This is a genomic window from Pseudooceanicola sediminis (assembly GCF_003575965.1).
GTDB classification, from domain to species: domain Bacteria; phylum Pseudomonadota; class Alphaproteobacteria; order Rhodobacterales; family Rhodobacteraceae; genus Pseudooceanicola; species Pseudooceanicola sediminis.
Genome location: NZ_QWJJ01000005.1, coordinates 130,171 through 146,320, shown reverse-complemented (window position 1 = coordinate 146,320; position 16,150 = coordinate 130,171). Strand labels below are relative to the sequence as shown.

General features: G+C 64.9%; 16 protein-coding genes. 8 read left to right on the top strand and 8 right to left on the bottom strand.

Annotated elements, in window-relative coordinates; translation table 11 throughout:
• Positions 1–100: 100 nt before the first annotated feature.
• Positions 101–265 carry a hypothetical protein gene (locus DL237_RS20710; protein ID WP_199672016.1) on the bottom strand — a complete coding sequence of 55 codons (165 nt, stop codon included), beginning with the start codon at positions 263–265 and terminating at the stop codon, positions 101–103.
• Positions 266–502: 237 nt separating this feature from the next.
• Here DL237_RS20710 and DL237_RS20570 point away from each other — a divergent pair, with 237 nt between their 5' ends.
• From DL237_RS20570 to DL237_RS07065, 4 genes are all read left to right on the top strand, one after another.
• Positions 503–664 (top strand): hypothetical protein, encoded by a 162-nt coding sequence (locus DL237_RS20570; protein WP_158585600.1) that lies wholly within the window; start codon positions 503–505, stop codon positions 662–664.
• Positions 665–842: 178 nt separating this feature from the next.
• Complete coding sequence (locus DL237_RS07075) at positions 843–1,046, top strand: hypothetical protein (protein ID WP_233544892.1); 204 nt, start codon at positions 843–845, stop codon at positions 1,044–1,046.
• Positions 1,047–1,305: 259 nt separating this feature from the next.
• On the top strand, positions 1,306–2,520 hold the full coding sequence (locus DL237_RS07070; protein ID WP_199672015.1) for a type III PLP-dependent enzyme: 1,215 nt from the start codon (positions 1,306–1,308) through the stop codon (positions 2,518–2,520).
• 161 nt (positions 2,521–2,681) lie between these two features.
• A complete protein-coding gene (locus DL237_RS07065) occupies positions 2,682–3,560 on the top strand; it encodes an urea carboxylase-associated family protein (protein WP_119398354.1) in 879 nt (292 codons plus the stop codon).
• 104 nt (positions 3,561–3,664) lie between these two features.
• On the opposite strand, the gene DL237_RS07060 is transcribed toward DL237_RS07065, so the two are convergent.
• The 4 genes from DL237_RS07060 to DL237_RS07045 all read right to left on the bottom strand — a co-directional run bounded on the left by DL237_RS07060 (position 3,665) and on the right by DL237_RS07045 (position 8,565).
• Entirely contained in the window at positions 3,665–4,654 is a 990-nt protein-coding gene (locus tag DL237_RS07060) for an aldo/keto reductase (RefSeq protein ID WP_119398353.1), read from the bottom strand.
• 147 nt (positions 4,655–4,801) lie between these two features.
• A complete protein-coding gene (locus DL237_RS07055; protein WP_119398352.1) occupies positions 4,802–5,902 on the bottom strand; it encodes a hypothetical protein in 1,101 nt (366 codons plus the stop codon).
• A gap of 197 nt (positions 5,903–6,099) precedes the next feature.
• Entirely contained in the window at positions 6,100–6,375 is a 276-nt protein-coding gene (locus DL237_RS07050) for an acylphosphatase (RefSeq protein WP_119398351.1), read from the bottom strand.
• 171 nt (positions 6,376–6,546) lie between these two features.
• Positions 6,547–8,565 (bottom strand): protein meaA, encoded by a 2,019-nt coding sequence (locus tag DL237_RS07045; RefSeq protein WP_119398350.1) that lies wholly within the window; start codon positions 8,563–8,565, stop codon positions 6,547–6,549.
• 367 nt (positions 8,566–8,932) lie between these two features.
• On the opposite strand from DL237_RS07045, the gene ccrA reads away from it, so the two are divergent.
• The 4 genes from ccrA to DL237_RS07025 all read left to right on the top strand — a co-directional run bounded on the left by ccrA (position 8,933) and on the right by DL237_RS07025 (position 13,000).
• Positions 8,933–10,219, top strand: a complete 1,287-nt coding sequence (gene ccrA / locus DL237_RS07040) for a crotonyl-CoA carboxylase/reductase (RefSeq protein ID WP_119398349.1) — start codon at positions 8,933–8,935, stop codon at positions 10,217–10,219.
• Between the two features lie 116 nt (positions 10,220–10,335).
• Positions 10,336–10,611, top strand: a complete 276-nt coding sequence (locus DL237_RS07035; RefSeq protein WP_147405316.1) for a hypothetical protein — start codon at positions 10,336–10,338, stop codon at positions 10,609–10,611.
• 404 nt (positions 10,612–11,015) lie between these two features.
• Positions 11,016–11,354, top strand: a complete 339-nt coding sequence (locus tag DL237_RS07030) for a hypothetical protein (protein ID WP_119398347.1) — start codon at positions 11,016–11,018, stop codon at positions 11,352–11,354.
• 107 nt (positions 11,355–11,461) lie between these two features.
• Positions 11,462–13,000 (top strand): ATP-dependent DNA helicase, encoded by a 1,539-nt coding sequence (locus tag DL237_RS07025; protein WP_119398346.1) that lies wholly within the window; start codon positions 11,462–11,464, stop codon positions 12,998–13,000.
• Between the two features lie 145 nt (positions 13,001–13,145).
• Here DL237_RS07025 and DL237_RS07020 read toward each other — a convergent pair whose 3' ends face one another.
• The 3 genes from DL237_RS07020 to DL237_RS07010 all read right to left on the bottom strand — a co-directional run bounded on the left by DL237_RS07020 (position 13,146) and on the right by DL237_RS07010 (position 15,952).
• Positions 13,146–14,021: a 3-hydroxybutyryl-CoA dehydrogenase gene (locus DL237_RS07020; RefSeq protein ID WP_119398492.1), complete on the bottom strand. Its 876-nt coding sequence runs from the start codon at positions 14,019–14,021 to the stop codon at positions 13,146–13,148.
• A 246-nt stretch (positions 14,022–14,267) separates the two neighbouring features.
• Positions 14,268–15,194, bottom strand: coding sequence for an electron transfer flavoprotein subunit alpha/FixB family protein (locus DL237_RS07015; RefSeq protein WP_119398345.1), 927 nt, complete (start codon positions 15,192–15,194; stop codon positions 14,268–14,270).
• A complete protein-coding gene (locus tag DL237_RS07010; RefSeq protein ID WP_119398344.1) occupies positions 15,194–15,952 on the bottom strand; it encodes an electron transfer flavoprotein subunit beta/FixA family protein in 759 nt (252 codons plus the stop codon). The genes DL237_RS07015 and DL237_RS07010 overlap by 1 nt, the downstream gene beginning before the upstream one ends.
• Positions 15,953–16,150 lie beyond the last annotated feature (198 nt).

Genomic DNA, 16,150 nt, shown 5'->3' with positions numbered 1-16,150 from the left:
CACTCTGCCTGTCCTCGGCGCAAGCGGCAACGATCCCGCCCGGTCAGAAGGCCGGGCAGGCTGCGGTTGGGCACAATCGCGGTCAGGACAGCAAAGGGCCTCAGCCCTTTTTCTTGGCCTCTGCAGCGGCCTTCATGCGGGCCACCAGCTCTTCTTTCGACGAAGCGCCGCCGACACCGGCATCCTTGCCGCTGTTCGATTTGTCGCCCTTGTAGCGCGGGGCATTCTTGTGGAGCTTGGGAGCACCTTGTTTTCCGTAGTCCATTGCGGCGTCCTTTACGGTTGGCGCGTGTCGGCCAGCCAATGCACCAAGTTGCGCGTCCGCACAAGCACTGCTGCGTGCCGGACCTGCGCTATTGTGTCCGAAACGCGCGCCGCAGTTTCCTGCCGCGTGACCTTTGCACGCGCAGCATAGCGCATGTGCAGGATTATACGTTCCCTTGGGGGCCGCGCGTCCCATATGGAGGGGGCAGGGAGGCGAGACAGACGAAAGGCCCCCGAGATGACGCGCAAGACCCAGACAAACGACCACCGGACCCACCAATTTTCCCCCGCCGAGGCGCTGACGCTCCTCGAAGAGACGCTCTCCTACTTCACGCCGGCGACCCCCGTTGCCACGAAGTCCGAGGCCAAGGCGGCGGAGTATGTCCCCTACGCCGCCTGATCGCCCCAGTGGCGCCAGGCAGGCCGACGCGAACCGCGCAGTCTCCCTCGGGCTGCGCGGTTTGTCGTTTCGGCCCCTGCTGCCGGTGCCCCACGTCTGATCGTGCCAGGGGTGGACCGGCCAGCGCCGGCCCGGCCGAGACCCGATCGTCAGTCGAAGACAAGAGGAGAGCAGCCCGATGATTTTTGCCCCGGTCTTTCTGATCCTGGCCATCGTCCTGATCATGATCTATTCGAATCCCTCGACGCGGGGCTGCCGCTGGCGGATGGACCGGTCGCGCAACCGCGACGGTCAGACCTATTACCATTGCGCGGCCTGCGGCGCCGAGGAATGGGTAGAGGGCACGACACCGCCAAAGATCTGCGTTGCCAAGCGCAAGTGATTGAATTGCAAGGCCGGGGCGCGCGTCCGTTTGGCCCGACGCCGCCGCTGCAAACCGGTTCGCAGCCTGCATCGGCCAAAATTCTCCAGAGCTGAAAAATACTCCTTGATCGAATCCGCGATCCGCACAATATCGCGTTTCAAGACGCCAACGCACGCGCCTCTGGCGAAAGGGCTGGCAGCCCTAAGGTTACGTAGCGACGGTAACGTCTCCCTTGGAAGTGAGCGGTCATATATGGCCGGGTCTATTGGAGATGACCATGAACGTGAACGTAACCGATTTTTCGGCGCGCGACCCCATGCGCCCTGTCTTGCACCCCGCCGCTCGCCCTGTATCTCGGGCCGCCTCGCGCGTGGAAACCTTCATCGGGCAAAACCGCTTTGACCGACCCACGCTGGTCCTGGATATCAACCAGGTCGAGGGTCAGTATCATGCGCTGAAGGCCGGTCTCGGGCGGGCCCATATCCATTATGCGGTCAAGGCGAACCCGCAGCGCGAAATCATCGAACGGCTTGTCGGTCTCGGCTCGGGGTTCGACGCGGCCTCGCGCGCCGAGATCGAGCTGTGTCTGTCGCTCGGGGCGCACCCCGGCCTGATTTCCTTTGGCAACACGGTCAAGAAACCGCGTGACATCGAATTCGCCTGGACTGCGGGGATCACGCTTTTCGCCGCCGATGCCGAAGAAGAGCTGCAAAAGATCGCCACCCACGCGCCCGGCGCAGATGTCTACATCCGCCTGATCGTCGACGCGTCACAGGCCGACTGGCCGCTGTCGCGCAAATTCGGGGTATCGCGGGATCATGCGATTCGCCTGATGGATCAAGCAGTTGCCCTTGGGTTGCGCCCGGTAGGCCTGTCTTTCCATGTCGGTTCCCAGACCCGGCGCGCAGACATGTGGACCACCACGCTGGACCAGGTTGCCGCAGTCTGGGCCGAGGCACGCGCCGCCGGACATGACCTGACCCTGCTGAATATCGGCGGCGGTTTTCCCGCCTTCTACGGCGAAGCGATCGACGGCCCGACGCCCTATGCCGCCCGTGTGATGGCGCTGATCCACGACCGGTTCGGTGATGTGCCCCGGATCATGGCGGAACCGGGCCGCGGTCTTGTGGCCGAGGCAGGCGCCATCGCGGCCGAGGTCCTGCTGGTGTCGCGCAAGTCCGACAATGACCTGCACCGTTGGGTATACCTCGACATCGGCAAGTTTTCGGGGCTGGCAGAGACCATGGACGAGGCGATCCGCTATCAGTTCCTGACCGACCGCGACCACGAGGCGACGGGCCCCTGCGTGCTGGCCGGTCCGTCCTGCGACAGCGCCGATGTCCTGTATGAAAAGCGCCCCGTCGAATTGCCGCTGGGGCTGCGCTGCGGTGATCGTGTCGTGATCCGCAACTCCGGGGCCTATACCTCGACCTATGCGTCGATCGGCTTCAACGGTTTTCCGCCGCTGGATATCGTGGTGTTGCAGGACTGATCGCCGTTTCGGCGCGCCGCGCACCCTGACCACCCTGAACCGGGCAGAGAGATCTGCCCGGTTTCGCGTTTTCCGGCCTTGGGACGTCTGTCCGCACGCCCCTTGCACCCGCGCCCGCCGCACTGTTGTCTGGGCCAAACGTCCCGAGAAAGGCCAGATCTATGACCCCGCCCGACACCTCCGCACCGCACCGCACCGCCACGCTCCCGGACGACGCCGACGCGCGCCGCGCCGTCGCGCCCGTCATCTGTTACCCGGTCGAAACGCTGCCCCGGCCGGACCTCGCGCTTTATCGCGCGGCCCTTGCGACGACGCAGGTCACCGCCCGCGTGATTGCCCCGGCACGTGACGCCGCCACGTTTCGCGTGCCCGCCGGTTCGTTCTTTCGCATCAGCTGCCAGGATGGCCCGCAGGTCGGCGATCTCAACCTGTGGAACGCGGCGGACCTGACCGAGCGGTTCTATTCCGGCAAGACCCGTGCGCTGCACGGCACCCATGTCAGCACCGGCGACCGGCTCTGGTCATGCTTTCCGCACCTGCGCCCGATGGCGACCATCGTGCAGGACACGCTGGACTGGTACGGCATCGACGCCTATGGCGGTTCCGTGCACGACGTGATCGGCACCCGGTGCGATCCCTATACCGGCGCTCTGCTGGCGGGAACGCACTATCACCGGTGCTGCCATTCCAACCTGACCCGTGCCCTCGCGGCCGAGCTGGGCATTCCGGCGCGTCAGGCCGAACCCATGGTGCATGACGTGCTGAATGTCTTCATGTGCACCGGATTTACCCGCGACACCGGCCAGTATTTCATGAAGGCCAGCCCGGTGCGCCCGGGCGACGCCCTGACGCTGTTTGCAGAGGTCGATCTGCTTGGCGCGCTCAGCGCCTGCCCCGGTGGGGATTGCTCGTCCGAACATTCCTCCGATACGGCTCTCTGCCATCCGCTTCTGATCGAGGTGCTGACGCCCGGGTCAGACAGCCTGCCGGGATGGCAGCCACCGCTGCGCAGCGCCTATGACGGCAGCCACGGCCTGTGATCGAGGGGTGGCGTCAAATCGGGGGCGGGGGGCAGCGCACCTTGCTCCCCCGCCTTGCCCCGACCTGACCTGCCTTGCCCCGACCCGCACGCCGGTCGCGCCCCTCAGCAGTAGCGTTCGACCGATGCCGCCTGACTGTCGGAATACCTGTCGCCATGCGCAAAGCCGACGGGCAGCAGCGCGGCGATCTCGGCCATGTCCTGCGCGCTCAGCGTGATGTCAGCGGCGCCAAGCCATTCGTTCAGATGGCCAGGGGTGCGCGTGCCCGGGATCGGGATCACGTGTTCGCCACGGGCCAGCACCCAGGCCAGGGCCGCGGCGGCAACTGTCCAGCCCTTGCCATGGGCCCAGTCGCGGAATCCGTCGATGGCCGCCAGGTTGTAGCTGTAGTTGGGTTCGATAAAGCGCGGATTCACACGGCGGAATTCACCTTCGCGCATGTTGTCGGGGTGGATCGACACTTCGCCAAACATGCCCCGCGCCAGCGGAGAGAACGCCACGAAGGCGATGCCCAGCCGTTCGCACAGGTCGATCAACCCCAGCTCAGGCTGGCGCGACCATAGCGAATATTCATTCTGTACCGCGCGCACCGGGCTGACCGCGTGGGCGCGGGCGACGGTGCCGGGGGCAACTTCGGACAGGCCGTAGCCACCGATCAGCCCGGCATCGATCAGGCGCTGCATGGTTTCGGCCAGGGCTTCGGGTGGGGTGTCGGGGTTGTGGCGGTGGGCATAGAACAGGTCGACCCGGTCGACGTTCAGCCGCTTCAGCGATTGTTCCAGCTCGCTGCGCAGATGGTCATAGGAATTGTCGATGGTGCGCGGCGGGCCGGGCACGATGCTGGCCTTGGTGGCCAGCGTGATCTGCGGTGCCTTTTCGGCAATGTACTTGCCCAGCACCGTTTCGCTGATGCCCATGCCATAGATGTTGGCGGTGTCCCAGAACGTGATCCCCCCGGCGATCGCAGCATCCAGCGTGGCAAAGCTGGTCGCCTCGTCCGTCGGCCCGAACATGCCTGCCAGCGACATCGCGCCAAACCCAAGTTGCGGCACCAGCGGTCCGCCGCGGCCCAGTTCCACTTGTTTGAACGTCATTTGATTGCGGCCTCCACAGCTGTTTCGCCGCCAACCTAAGCGGTTCACCGGCAGGGGCAAGGCGATGAGGGCGACAAGGCGCGCATTGCACCGCCCTTTGTATCGCCCTGTGTACCGCCGCCGCGGAAAATGCGGTCGGTCGTGGCGCTAGGGCACGTAGAGAGAGCCATAGCCGAGGCGGCGCCTGGGGGTGGGAACGCTTACCGTGCCTTCGGTCCGTGTGCCCTTGGGGCGGTAATACTCATGCATCCGGCGCGGATGATAGGCGCGCCGACCACAATCCAGCCGGTCCAGCCGTGTCGCAGCGGGGCGGATGCTGCATTTGCGGCTGGGCTGCAAGGTTCCGACGGGGCGGGTGCCCTGTGCATGGATCACGGGGCGTGATCGGCGCAATTGCAGCTTCAGCCGGGGGGCGATCACTTCGCCCGGAGTGAAACGCCCGGTCAGGGCCGCGCTCAGCGATGTGCCCTGGGGCAGGCCACGGGTCACCCGGCTGGTCAGCGACAATGTCCCGATCCCGCGTGCCTGGCGCGTGGCGGTGGCGGGATACTGGAACAGGCTGGCCCGCGCGCCCATCTGCAATCCGCTGCCGACGGTCTGCGACCATGCGACATAACTGTCGACGCCGCGCCGTGGCACCCAGGCGCTGCTGCTGTAACGGGCGCGGGTGTAATCGTCCAAGGTCAGGTACAGGTTGCTGCCAAAGGTCAGGTTGGTCGCGGTTTCCACACCCTGCAAGGCGATTTCGTATTCCAGCCCGACCGTGGCCTGGGCCATCACCTCGTCGATGGCGGCGCGTTTGCCGAAATCGAGGTAGCCATTGATCCCCAGCACGCGGTTGGCCGACAGGCTGGTGCGCCAGACCCGGCCATAGGACAGCTGGGCAGAGTGCGCGCTGTCGTTGCCGCTGAACGCCAGGGCAACGTGGTCAAAGCTGACTTCGCCAAGCCCGTCGTTCCCCAGGATCACCCGACGAGGGGTGAAGATGTCGAAAGACAGCGACCCCCAGTTGCGATTGAACGACAGGGCATAGCCACCATCGGCCGCATAGGAAATGGCCTTGGGGCGCAGCAATGTTGTGGCCGCCGGTCCGGAGCGGGCAGGCGACGGGGCGAGGAGGGCCGTCGACACCAGGGACAAGACCAGCGTAATCGCCAAGGACCGCACCAGCGTCATCAACCCGGCCTGCCCCGGCGGGATCTGACGTGCCGGATGCCGTGCCGGACCGTGTGCCAGCTTGCGCGCCATGCGCATGGCCCGGCGTGTAACCAGACGAGGTAGCAAGCGTGGAAACAGGCGCGCGGCGCGACGGCCGGCGAAGGGGATGGGGATCGTTCGCATGGCCCTCTAACTGGTCAGCCTGCGGAGGATATCCAATCACGTTCCGGGGTTTGGCAGGGGGCACGCGGCGGTTTGCCGATTTCCGCGCCGGGCTGCGCAGAAATTCAGCGCAGGATATGAAACCCTGCCTCGGTCGGCGGCGCGGCGCTGGCGCAGTCGACATTGCGGACCGAGGCCGCGCCGGGGCCGCTCCAACACGCGGTGATCATGGCGTCGACGTCGGGTTCGGGGCCATGAAACAGCGCCATCACCGATCCATCGTCGCAATTCCTGACCCAGCCTTGCAGGCCCTTCTTTTCGGCCTGCCCGCGCACCCAGGCCCGATAGGCCACGCCCTGCACGCGGCCCGTGATGCGGGCGGTTCTGGTGATCACTGTCATGGCGGTCTCCTAGTGGTGGTGGTGGCTGGCTGGCGGTGATTGGCCGCCAGAGGCGTGCCCCCTGCCATGACAACGCATGTCGCGCCGGCCATGTTCACCGCGATCGCATGATCACCCGGAAATCACGTCTGCCACGGTTACTGCGCAGCCACGGTTACTAGGCCGCCACGGTTACTGGGCCGCCACGGGCGCTGGTCGGGCCAGCGCGACCACGTCCATCATGATCCGGTTCAGCTCGAAATCCTTGGGGGTATAGACCCGCGCGACCCCCATTTCCAGCAAACGGCGCGCATCGTCGTCGGGAATGATGCCCCCGACGACGACCGGGATATGCCCCAACCCCTGTTCCCTCAGCAGGGCCAGCGTGTCTTCGACCAGCGGCATATGGCTGCCCGACAGGATCGACAGACCGATCACATGGGCCTCCTCCGCGCGGGCGCGCTGCACGATTTCGTCCGGCGTCAGGCGGATGCCTTCATAGGTGATATCCATGCCGCAATCGCGGGCGCGAAAGGCGATCTGCTCGGCTCCATTCGAATGGCCGTCCAGCCCCGGCTTGCCGATCACGAACTTCAGCCGCCGCCCCAGCGTGTCGCTGGCAGCATTCACCGCGGCGCGGATTTCGTCCAGCCCCTCGGTCTGGTTGCTGACCCCGGCGGCGACGCCGGTGGGGCCGCGATATTCGCCGTGGATGGCGCGCATGGTGGCGGCCCATTCGCCAGTGGTGACGCCTGCCTTTGCGGCCGCGATCGAGGCCGGCATGATGTTGTCCCCGGCGCGGGCCGCTTCGCGCAGCGCATCGAGCGCCCCGCGAACCGCGTCGGCGTCGCGCGCCGCCCGCCACGCGCCAAGGCGGGCGACCTGCTGCGCCTCGACGGCGGGGTCGACGGTCAGGATGCCCCCGTCCGCGCCCATCAGCGGCGATGGCTCGGCCTCGCGCCAGCGGTTGACGCCCACCACCGTCGTCTCGTTCCGTTCGATCCGGTTGACCCGCGCCGCGTTGCTCTCGACCAGCCGCGCCTTCATGTAGTCGATGGCGCCGATCGCGCCGCCCATGGCGCCAAGGTTCGCCAGTTCCGCCCGCGCGGCCTCTTTCAGAGCAGCGACCTTGGCATCGACCGCCGGGTTGCCATCGAACAGGTCGTCGAATTCCAGCAGGTCCGTCTCATAGGCCATGATCTGCTGCATCCTCAGGGACCACTGCTGATCCCAGGGCCGGGGCAGGCCGAGCGCCTCGTTCCACGCGGGCAGCTGCACGGCGCGCGCGCGGGCCTTCTTGCTCAGCGTCACGGCCAGCATCTCGATCAGGATACGGTAGACATTGTTTTCGGGCTGCTGCTCGGTCAGGCCAAGGCTGTTCACCTGCACGCCGTAGCGAAAGCGGCGGAACTTCTCCTCCTCCACGCCATAGCGGTCGCGGCAGATCTCGTCCCACAGATCGACAAAGGCGCGCATCTTGCACATTTCGGTGACAAAGCGGATGCCCGCGTTGACGAAAAAGCTGATCCGCCCGACCAGCGCGGGAAAATCGGCCGCAGGCACACGCGGGCGCAACGCGTCCAGCACCGCGATGCCGGTGGCCAGCGCATAGGCCAGCTCCTGCTCCGGCGTCGCGCCAGCCTCTTGCAGATGGTAGGAACAGACGTTCATCGGGTTCCACTTGGGCACATGCGCATAGCAATATTCGGCCACGTCCGCGATCATCTTCAGGCTGGGTTTCGGCGGACAGATATAGGTGCCCCGGCTCAGGTATTCCTTGATCAGGTCGTTCTGCACCGTCCCCTGCAACGCGTGCGGGTCCGCCCCCTGTTCCTCGGCCACGGCGATATACAGCGCCAGCAGCCAGGGCGCCGTGGCGTTGATCGTCATCGAGGTGTTCATCTCGGCCAGCGGGATCTGGTCGAACAGGGCGCGCATATCCCCGAGATGGCCGATGGGCACGCCAACCTTGCCGACCTCACCCCGCGCCAGCACATGATCGCTGTCATAGCCCGTTTGCGTCGGCAGATCGAAGGCGACCGACAGACCGGTCTGTCCGCGCGACAGGTTGGCCCGGTACAGCGCATTCGACGCCTCAGCCGTGGAATGCCCCGAATACGTGCGAAACAGCCACGGGCGATCCCGCGCCGCAGTTTCGGGCGCGGGCGCGGTCTCGGTGCCGGTCGGCGGGGCGGGCTGGGTCTCGGTCATCGCGGGCCTCGTTGGTTCTGGCGGTAATTTAATTACGCAACCATGTAGGTATATGAAAGAATGTGGCCCTGTCAATTCGCCGCGACGCGGCGTAGTCGGCCTTTCCTGCCGCGCCTGGATCGCCTTGGCAGCGACGCTCAGCCGCGCGGCTCCATCAGGGGCGCAGGCGCTCAACGCAGCGCACCGCGTTCATCAGTCCATGAAAACAAAGACGAGGCGGCCTCAGGCCCCCTGATCTAAAAATCCCATGCGAAACAAAGTTACAAAAATTATAACTCAGGCATTGCAATATTACGTGACGAAAGCTATCCAAGGGCGGCATCCCGCGATTCTGCGTCGCGGCAATTCTTGACCGGAGGAGGTCGGCATGGCTCTGGACATCGAAACGGGCATCGCGCCCTATGACGCACCGCAAAAGGACCTCTACGAGGTGGGCGAGCTGCCCCCCCTAGGCCACGTGCCGCGTCAGATGTACGCTTGGGCGATCCGCCGGGAACGCCATGGCGACCCGGACACCAGCTTTCAGCAGGAAATCGTCGACGTCCCCACGCTGGAAAGCCACGAGGTGCTGGTGCTCGTGATGGCGGCGGGGGTCAATTACAACGGCGTCTGGGCGGGTCTCGGCGTGCCGATCTCGCCCTTCGACGGGCATGGCGCGGACTATCATATCGCAGGCTCGGATGCCTCCGGCATCGTCTGGGCCGTCGGCTCCTCCGTGCGTTCATGGAAGGTCGGGGACGAGGTCGTGATCCACTGCAATCAGGATGACGGCGACGACGAGGAATGCAACGGCGGCGATCCGATGTTCTCGCCTTCGCAGCGGATCTGGGGCTATGAAACCCCCGACGGCAGCTTTGCCCAGTTCACCCGCGTCCAGGCGCAGCAGCTGATGCCGCGCCCCAAACACCTGACGTGGGAGGAATCGGCCTGTTATACCCTTACCCTCGCCACCGCCTACCGGATGCTGTTCGGCCATCACCCGCATGAACTCAAGCCGGGTCAGAACGTGCTGGTCTGGGGCGCCTCTGGCGGCCTCGGGTCCTTCGCGATCCAGCTGATCAATGCGGCTGGCGGCAATGCCATCGGGGTCATCTCGGAAGAGGACAAGCGCGATTTTGTCATGGGCCTTGGTGCCAAGGGGGTCATCAACCGCAAGCAATTCAAATGCTGGGGCCAGCTGCCCACCGTCAACACGCCCGAATACAAGGAATGGTTCTCCGAGGCGCGCAAGTTCGGCAAGGCGATCTGGGACATCACCGGCAAGGGCAACAACGTCGATATCGTGTTCGAACACCCGGGCGAGGCGACGTTTCCCGTCTCGGCGCTGGTCTGCAAGAAGGGCGGCATGGTCGTGATCTGCGCCGGGACCAGCGGCTTCAATTGCACCTTCGACGTGCGCTACATGTGGATGCACCAGAAGCGTCTTCAGGGCAGCCACTTCGCCCATCTCAAGCAGGCCGCCGCCGCCAACAAGTTGATGATCGAACGGCGGATCGACCCCTGCATGTCCGAGGTCTTTCCCTGGGCCGAAATTCCCGCCGCCCATATGAAGATGCTGCGAAATCAGCATAAACCGGGCAACATGGCGGTTCTGGTGCAGGCCCCGCGCACCGGTTTGCGTACAGTTGAAGACGTTCTGGAAGCCGGTCGGTAACACCTTCTTAAGGGCCGTAATGACAATGTGATGGACGAGTCGATGGGGTCGCCTGTCTTCCGTCCGGCAGGTGGGGCCGGGGCATTCGAAACGTCTTTTTGTGGGGAGCGATGTACATGCGTGGTCAGAACCGAGTTGAAGCAGATCTTTCGTCGCTGGCCATACCGCGGCTGGCATCGGACCAATGGATGGTCGATGTCCTCGCCGATCTGCAAGAGGCGGCGCGGGATCGTGGCATGATGGCAGTGGTCGATCAGCTTGCAATCGCCACCCGCGTCACCAAACAGGAAATTGCGCGCAAGCGGGTCGAGGCCGGCATCCGCCGCCCGAACGAGGTCGACCATACGGCCTTCTACTATACCGTTCCGCCCGCAGGCTACCGCCGCAACTAGGCGCGGGGCGCCGACTTCTTTCGGCACGCGCGGGCATGGCCCCGCAATGCCGCCTGCATCGCGGCGCTTGGCGGACGATCAAATTCCCTCCCCGGGAACGCGGCGCACATCATCGGGATTGGTCTCGCCGCGCCATCACGACGCCCTGCGCCAGTTCCCACTCCGCGCCGCAGCCTGCATCGGCCCGCCAGGACATCACTCCCGATCTCCGCCCCGGCACCGGACGATTCCGCGGCACCGTCAGCACCACCAAGGGCCGTCTGCATCCACGCGCCGCTTGTGCGCCACACTGCCCGGTGGCGCTGGCGCGGCCCCTTCCAGCATTGTTTCCTTTTGGCAAATTAATTGACGCGACGGTCAAAAAACATTTGATATTACAATGCAATTCCTGCAACTTTTATTGAATGCGCGGCAAATGGCATTCGGCTGATCTTAATGCGATCCTCCGGCATTTCCTTGCCTGTATGCGACTGGTGTTCCTGTTGACGTGGTATCTGAAGGTGGTGGGCGGCATGAAATCCAATCTCTGGATGATTGATGTTTTGAAGGACTTGCAGATGGCCGCACAGGACCGGGGGCTGGTCGCCTTCGCCGAACAACTCCAGCGCGCCCGCCGCGTCGCCCATGTCGAAATGTCGGGCCAACCCGATAGCACCGCCGCCTCAGGGCACCCTCCCGTCGCACGTCCGACCACGGTGCAGGACAACACCGACGATGAACCCGCCCCGTGCAAGAAACTCTGATCTCGCCACGCGCTCCGACCCGATAACGCCCACGATCGGCCCCGGATTCGCGGGCGGCGTGGCTGATCCGTCTGGTGCTTTTTGCCCCCAGAGAGTAGCGTCGCGCCATGACCCTTCCGGCGCTCACATTTTCCCATGATCAGGCCGATGCCTTCGATCGTATCGCCGAGGCTCTGGCCGAGGCGGGCATCAACCTGGTCGAAGCCACGACCGCCCCGGCGCGCGACGGCAAGAGCCGCGTTCTGGCGGTGATCGGCAAGGCCGGCTCGGGCAAGACCCTGCTTCTCAGCGCCCTGGCCGAGGCGTGCGAGGCCGCGGGCCTCGCCGTCGTCTCGGGCGATTACGAACCCAAGCGCGCCCGCGAACGCCGCAGCCTGGCCATTCTTGCCCCCACCAACAAGGCCGCGTCGGTGCTGCGCCTGCGGGGCGTGCGGGCCACGACCATCCACCGCATCCTCTACACGCCGGTCTACGACCCGGAATATGAAAAGGTCGCGGAATGGCTCGAAGGGCAGGGCGAACGCCCGGTGGTCGAGGGGCTGACGGACGAGGCGATGGACCGCGCCAAACTGTTTTACGAGGGCAACAAGTCGATTCCGGGGGCCTTGGCCGTCGCCGGTCTGCGTGGCTCGGATTTCATCACCGGCTGGAAACGCCGCGATGATCCGCTGGACGTCGGCTTTGTCGACGAAGCCTCGATGCTCGACGAAAAGCAGTTCAGCGACCTGTGCGAAATCTTCCCGAACCTGATCATCTTCGGTGACCCGGCCCAGCTCGCTCCGGTCGGACAGTCCGGCCAGATGGTGTTCGAAACGCTGCCCGCGCCGGCCCGGCTGGAACTGTCGCGCATCCACCGGCAAGAGGCCGACAACCCGATCCTCGACCTGGCCCATTTGCTGGCCGATCCGCAGGTCGACTTCTATCGCTTCGAACGCATGATCGAAGAGGCCGCGCAACGCGATGAGCGCGTCGTCTGGGCGCAGCGCGTCGAGGCGGAGCTGATGGCGCGCTCTCCGGTCCTGGTCTGGCGCAACGCCACCCGCATCCGCCTGATCAATGCCTTCCGCAACGTGCACGACGCCCCCGAAGATGCCCTTCTGCCCGGCGAACCGCTGATTTGCGACGGCATCGAACTGCCGCTCAAGCACCGCAAGAAACGCCAGGACCTCGAGGCCCGCGGCCTGATCAAGGGGGCGCAGGTCATCTACCTCGGCCCCGGGGCCAAGCCGGGCTTTTCACGACTGCATGTCGTCGGTGCCGAAAACCCCCAGGTCTCGGCCGCCTCGATCGTCAAGATCGAAAAACCGGACCAGGAAGAACCCTTCATCCCCTACGCCGCGCGCATGGGGGCCACGTTCCTGCACGGCGCGGCGGTCACGATCCACAAGGCGCAGGGCAGCCAATGGCCCGCCGTTCAGGTCTTCGCCCCCGACATCTACGCCGCCTCCCGCGCAGGCCGCGTCGAGGCAGGCCAACCGCTCTGGAAACGCCTGGCCTATGTCGCCATCACGCGTGCCGAAAATCGCCTGCTCTGGGTCGTGCGCAACCGTCTCTCCCGCCCCGAGGGGCCCTTGGGTATCGCGGACCTGCGGGCAAAGGAGGTCGCCCCCCTGGAACTGACGCAACCCGAGGCCGAGGGCCTCTAGCGGCCACTCCCCCGGCATCGGCCCCTTGCGAAACCACCCCCTCTGACCCGGCCCCCGGCACGATCAGGGCGCGGGCGCGCTCTTTGTCATCTGGCGTGAAATACCCCCGCCGGAGGCATGCAAGAGGGCCACAGGCGCGCCCGGATCAGCGGGTCGGAACCGGCGTCTCGCCACGATAGTCGTAAAAGCCGCGGCCGGTCTTGCGGCCCAGCCAACCGGCTTCGACGTATTTCGTCAGCAGCGGGCAGGGGCGGTACTTGGTATCGGCAAGCCCGTCGTGCAGCACGTTCATGATCGCCAGGCAGGTGTCCAGACCGATGAAATCCGCCAGCTCCAGCGGGCCCATCGGATGGTTGGCGCCCAGCTTCAGGCTCTCGTCGATCGATTTCACGTTCCCGACACCCTCGTACAGCGTATAGACCGCCTCGTTGATCATCGGCATCAGGATGCGATTGACGATGAACGCCGGGAAATCCTCGGCCGATGCGGCGGTCTTGCCGATCTTTTCCACCACGCTCAGACAGGATTGATAGGTCTCGGCATCCGTGGCAATGCCCCGGATCAGTTCGACCAGCTGCATGACAGGCACGGGGTTCATGAAGTGAAAGCCCATGAACTTCTCGGGCCGGTCGGTGCGGCTGGCCAGCCGGGTGATCGAGATCGAGGAGGTGTTCGAGGTCAGGATCGTCGTCGGTTTCAGGTGCGGCAGCAGATCCTGAAAGATCGCCTCCTTCACCGTTTCGCGCTCGGTCGCAGCTTCGATGATCAGATCGCAATTGCCAAGGTCGGGCAGGGTCCGGGTGATCGAAATGCGCGCCATGGCGGCCGCCTTGTCGTCGGCGCTGATCTTTTCGCGCTGCACCTGCCGGTCGAGGTTCTTGTTGACCAGCGCGACGGCGCGATCCAGCGCCTCCTGGCTGATATCGTTCAGCAGCACGTCGTATCCCGCGACTGCCAGCACATGTGCGATGCCGTTGCCCATCTGACCTGCGCCGATGACGCCAATCTGCCTGATATCCACCTGAAACTCCTGTCGCTTGATGCGCGCAATGTGGACCGACGGCGGCAGCGCCGCAAGGCCCTGCGCCCGGTTCATCGCCATTTGCCACCTGACAGGTCGCAGGTGGCAGGGCGCAGCGCGCAGCGGGCCTGCCCTCCCCATGCAAAAGGCCCGCCATTCCCGGCGGGCCTTTCCAATATTCGGGCCTTTCCAATATTCGGCCGTTTTCGATACGACCGGGCGGGGCGCGCCCCGCCACCTGATCCCTTACAGCTTTTCGATCAGCTCGGGGACGGCGGTGAACAGGTCCGCGACCAGTCCGAAATCGGCAACCTGAAAGATCGGCGCCTCTTCGTCCTTGTTGATCGCGACGATCACCTTGGAATCCTTCATCCCCGCAAGGTGCTGGATCGCGCCGGAAATCCCGACCGCGACATACAACTCGGGGGCGACGACCTTGCCGGTCTGGCCAACCTGCCAGTCGTTCGGGGCAAAACCCGAATCGACCGCGGCGCGCGATGCACCAACTGCCGCGCCCAGCTTGTCCGCCAGTTTCTCGATCAGCGCAAAATCCTCTTCGGAGCCGACACCGCGCCCCCCAGAGACGACGATTCCCGCGCTGGTCAGCTCTGGGCGGTCGCTTTCGGCAACCTTGTCCTCGACCCATTCCGACAGGCCGGGATTTTCGGCCGCGCCGATGCTTTCGACCGTGGCAGACCCACCATCACCCGCGGCGTCGAACGTCGAGGTACGGAAAGTGATGACCTTGGTCGCATCCTTCGATTTCACCGTCTGGATGGCGTTGCCCGCATAGATCGGGCGCTCGAACGTGTCGGCGTCGACCACCCCGGACACATCCGTCAGGATCATCACGTCCAGCAGCGCGGCGACGCGCGGCAGGATGTTCTTGGCGTCCGTCGTCGCCGGGGCGACGATGTGGGAATAATCGCCGGCCAGCGACACGATCAGCGCCGCGACAGGTTCCGCCAGGCGGTGGCCGTACAGGGCATCCTCGGCGGTCAGCACCTTTGCGACACCGGCGATCTTGGCGGCCTCGGCGGCAGCGTCAGCGGCCTTTTCACCCGCGACCAGGACGGTCACGTCGCCCAGTTTTCCGGCGGCCGATACGGCCTTGGCGGTGGCGTCCAGCGCCAGCACGCCATCATTGACTTCGGCAAGCAGAAGAACGGCCATTACACGATCCCCTTCTCTTTGAGTTTGGCAACCAGTTCATCGACAGACCCGACGATGATGCCCGCGCTGCGGGTTTCCGGCTCGGATGTCTTGACGACCTCGAGGCGCGGCGTGACGTCGACGCCCAGCTCTTCTGCGGTCTTCTCGTCCAGCGGTTTCTTCTTTGCCTTCATGATGTTGGGCAGGCTGGCATAGCGCGGTTCGTTCAGACGCAGATCGGCGGTGACAATCGCCGGCAGCTTGACCTTGACGGTCTGCAACCCGCCGTCGACCTCGCGCGTGACGGTGGCGAAATCGCCCTCCACGTCCAGATCGTTGGCGAATGTCGCCTGTGACCAGCCCAGCAGCGCGCTCAGCATCTGGCCCGTCGCGTTCATGTCGTTGTCGATCGCCTGTTTGCCGGCGATGACCAGACCGGGCTGTTCGTCCTCGATCACCTTGGCCAGGATCTTGGCCACGGCCAGCGGCTCGATGTCCTGATGCACATCGTCCGACGCAATGACCAGGATGGCGCGGTCGGCGCCCATGGCCAGGGCGGTCCGCAGGGTTTCCTGCGCCTGTTTCACGCCGATGGAAACGGCGATGACTTCCTCCGCCTTGCCGGCCTCTTTCAGACGGATCGCCTCTTCCACGGCAATCTCGTCGAACGGGTTCATCGACATCTTCACATTGGCAAGATCGACCCCGCTGCCATCCGCCTTGACGCGAACTTTCACGTTGTAGTCGATCACGCGTTTGACAGGCACCAGTACCTTCATCTGCGGTCACTCCCCTTGTTTTTCACTCTGCGACCTGCGCCGGATTCGGCGCGGATCAATCCGTCTCAGGCGCTTTGATATAATCTTGCGCCCAGCCATGACAGGACAAAACAGACTTTCCGTCGCCTTGCAACGTCACGTTTATTTCCGTTATGCGGTAGTTATTCTGCAATGCGGCAGGACAATGCGCAACCCCCG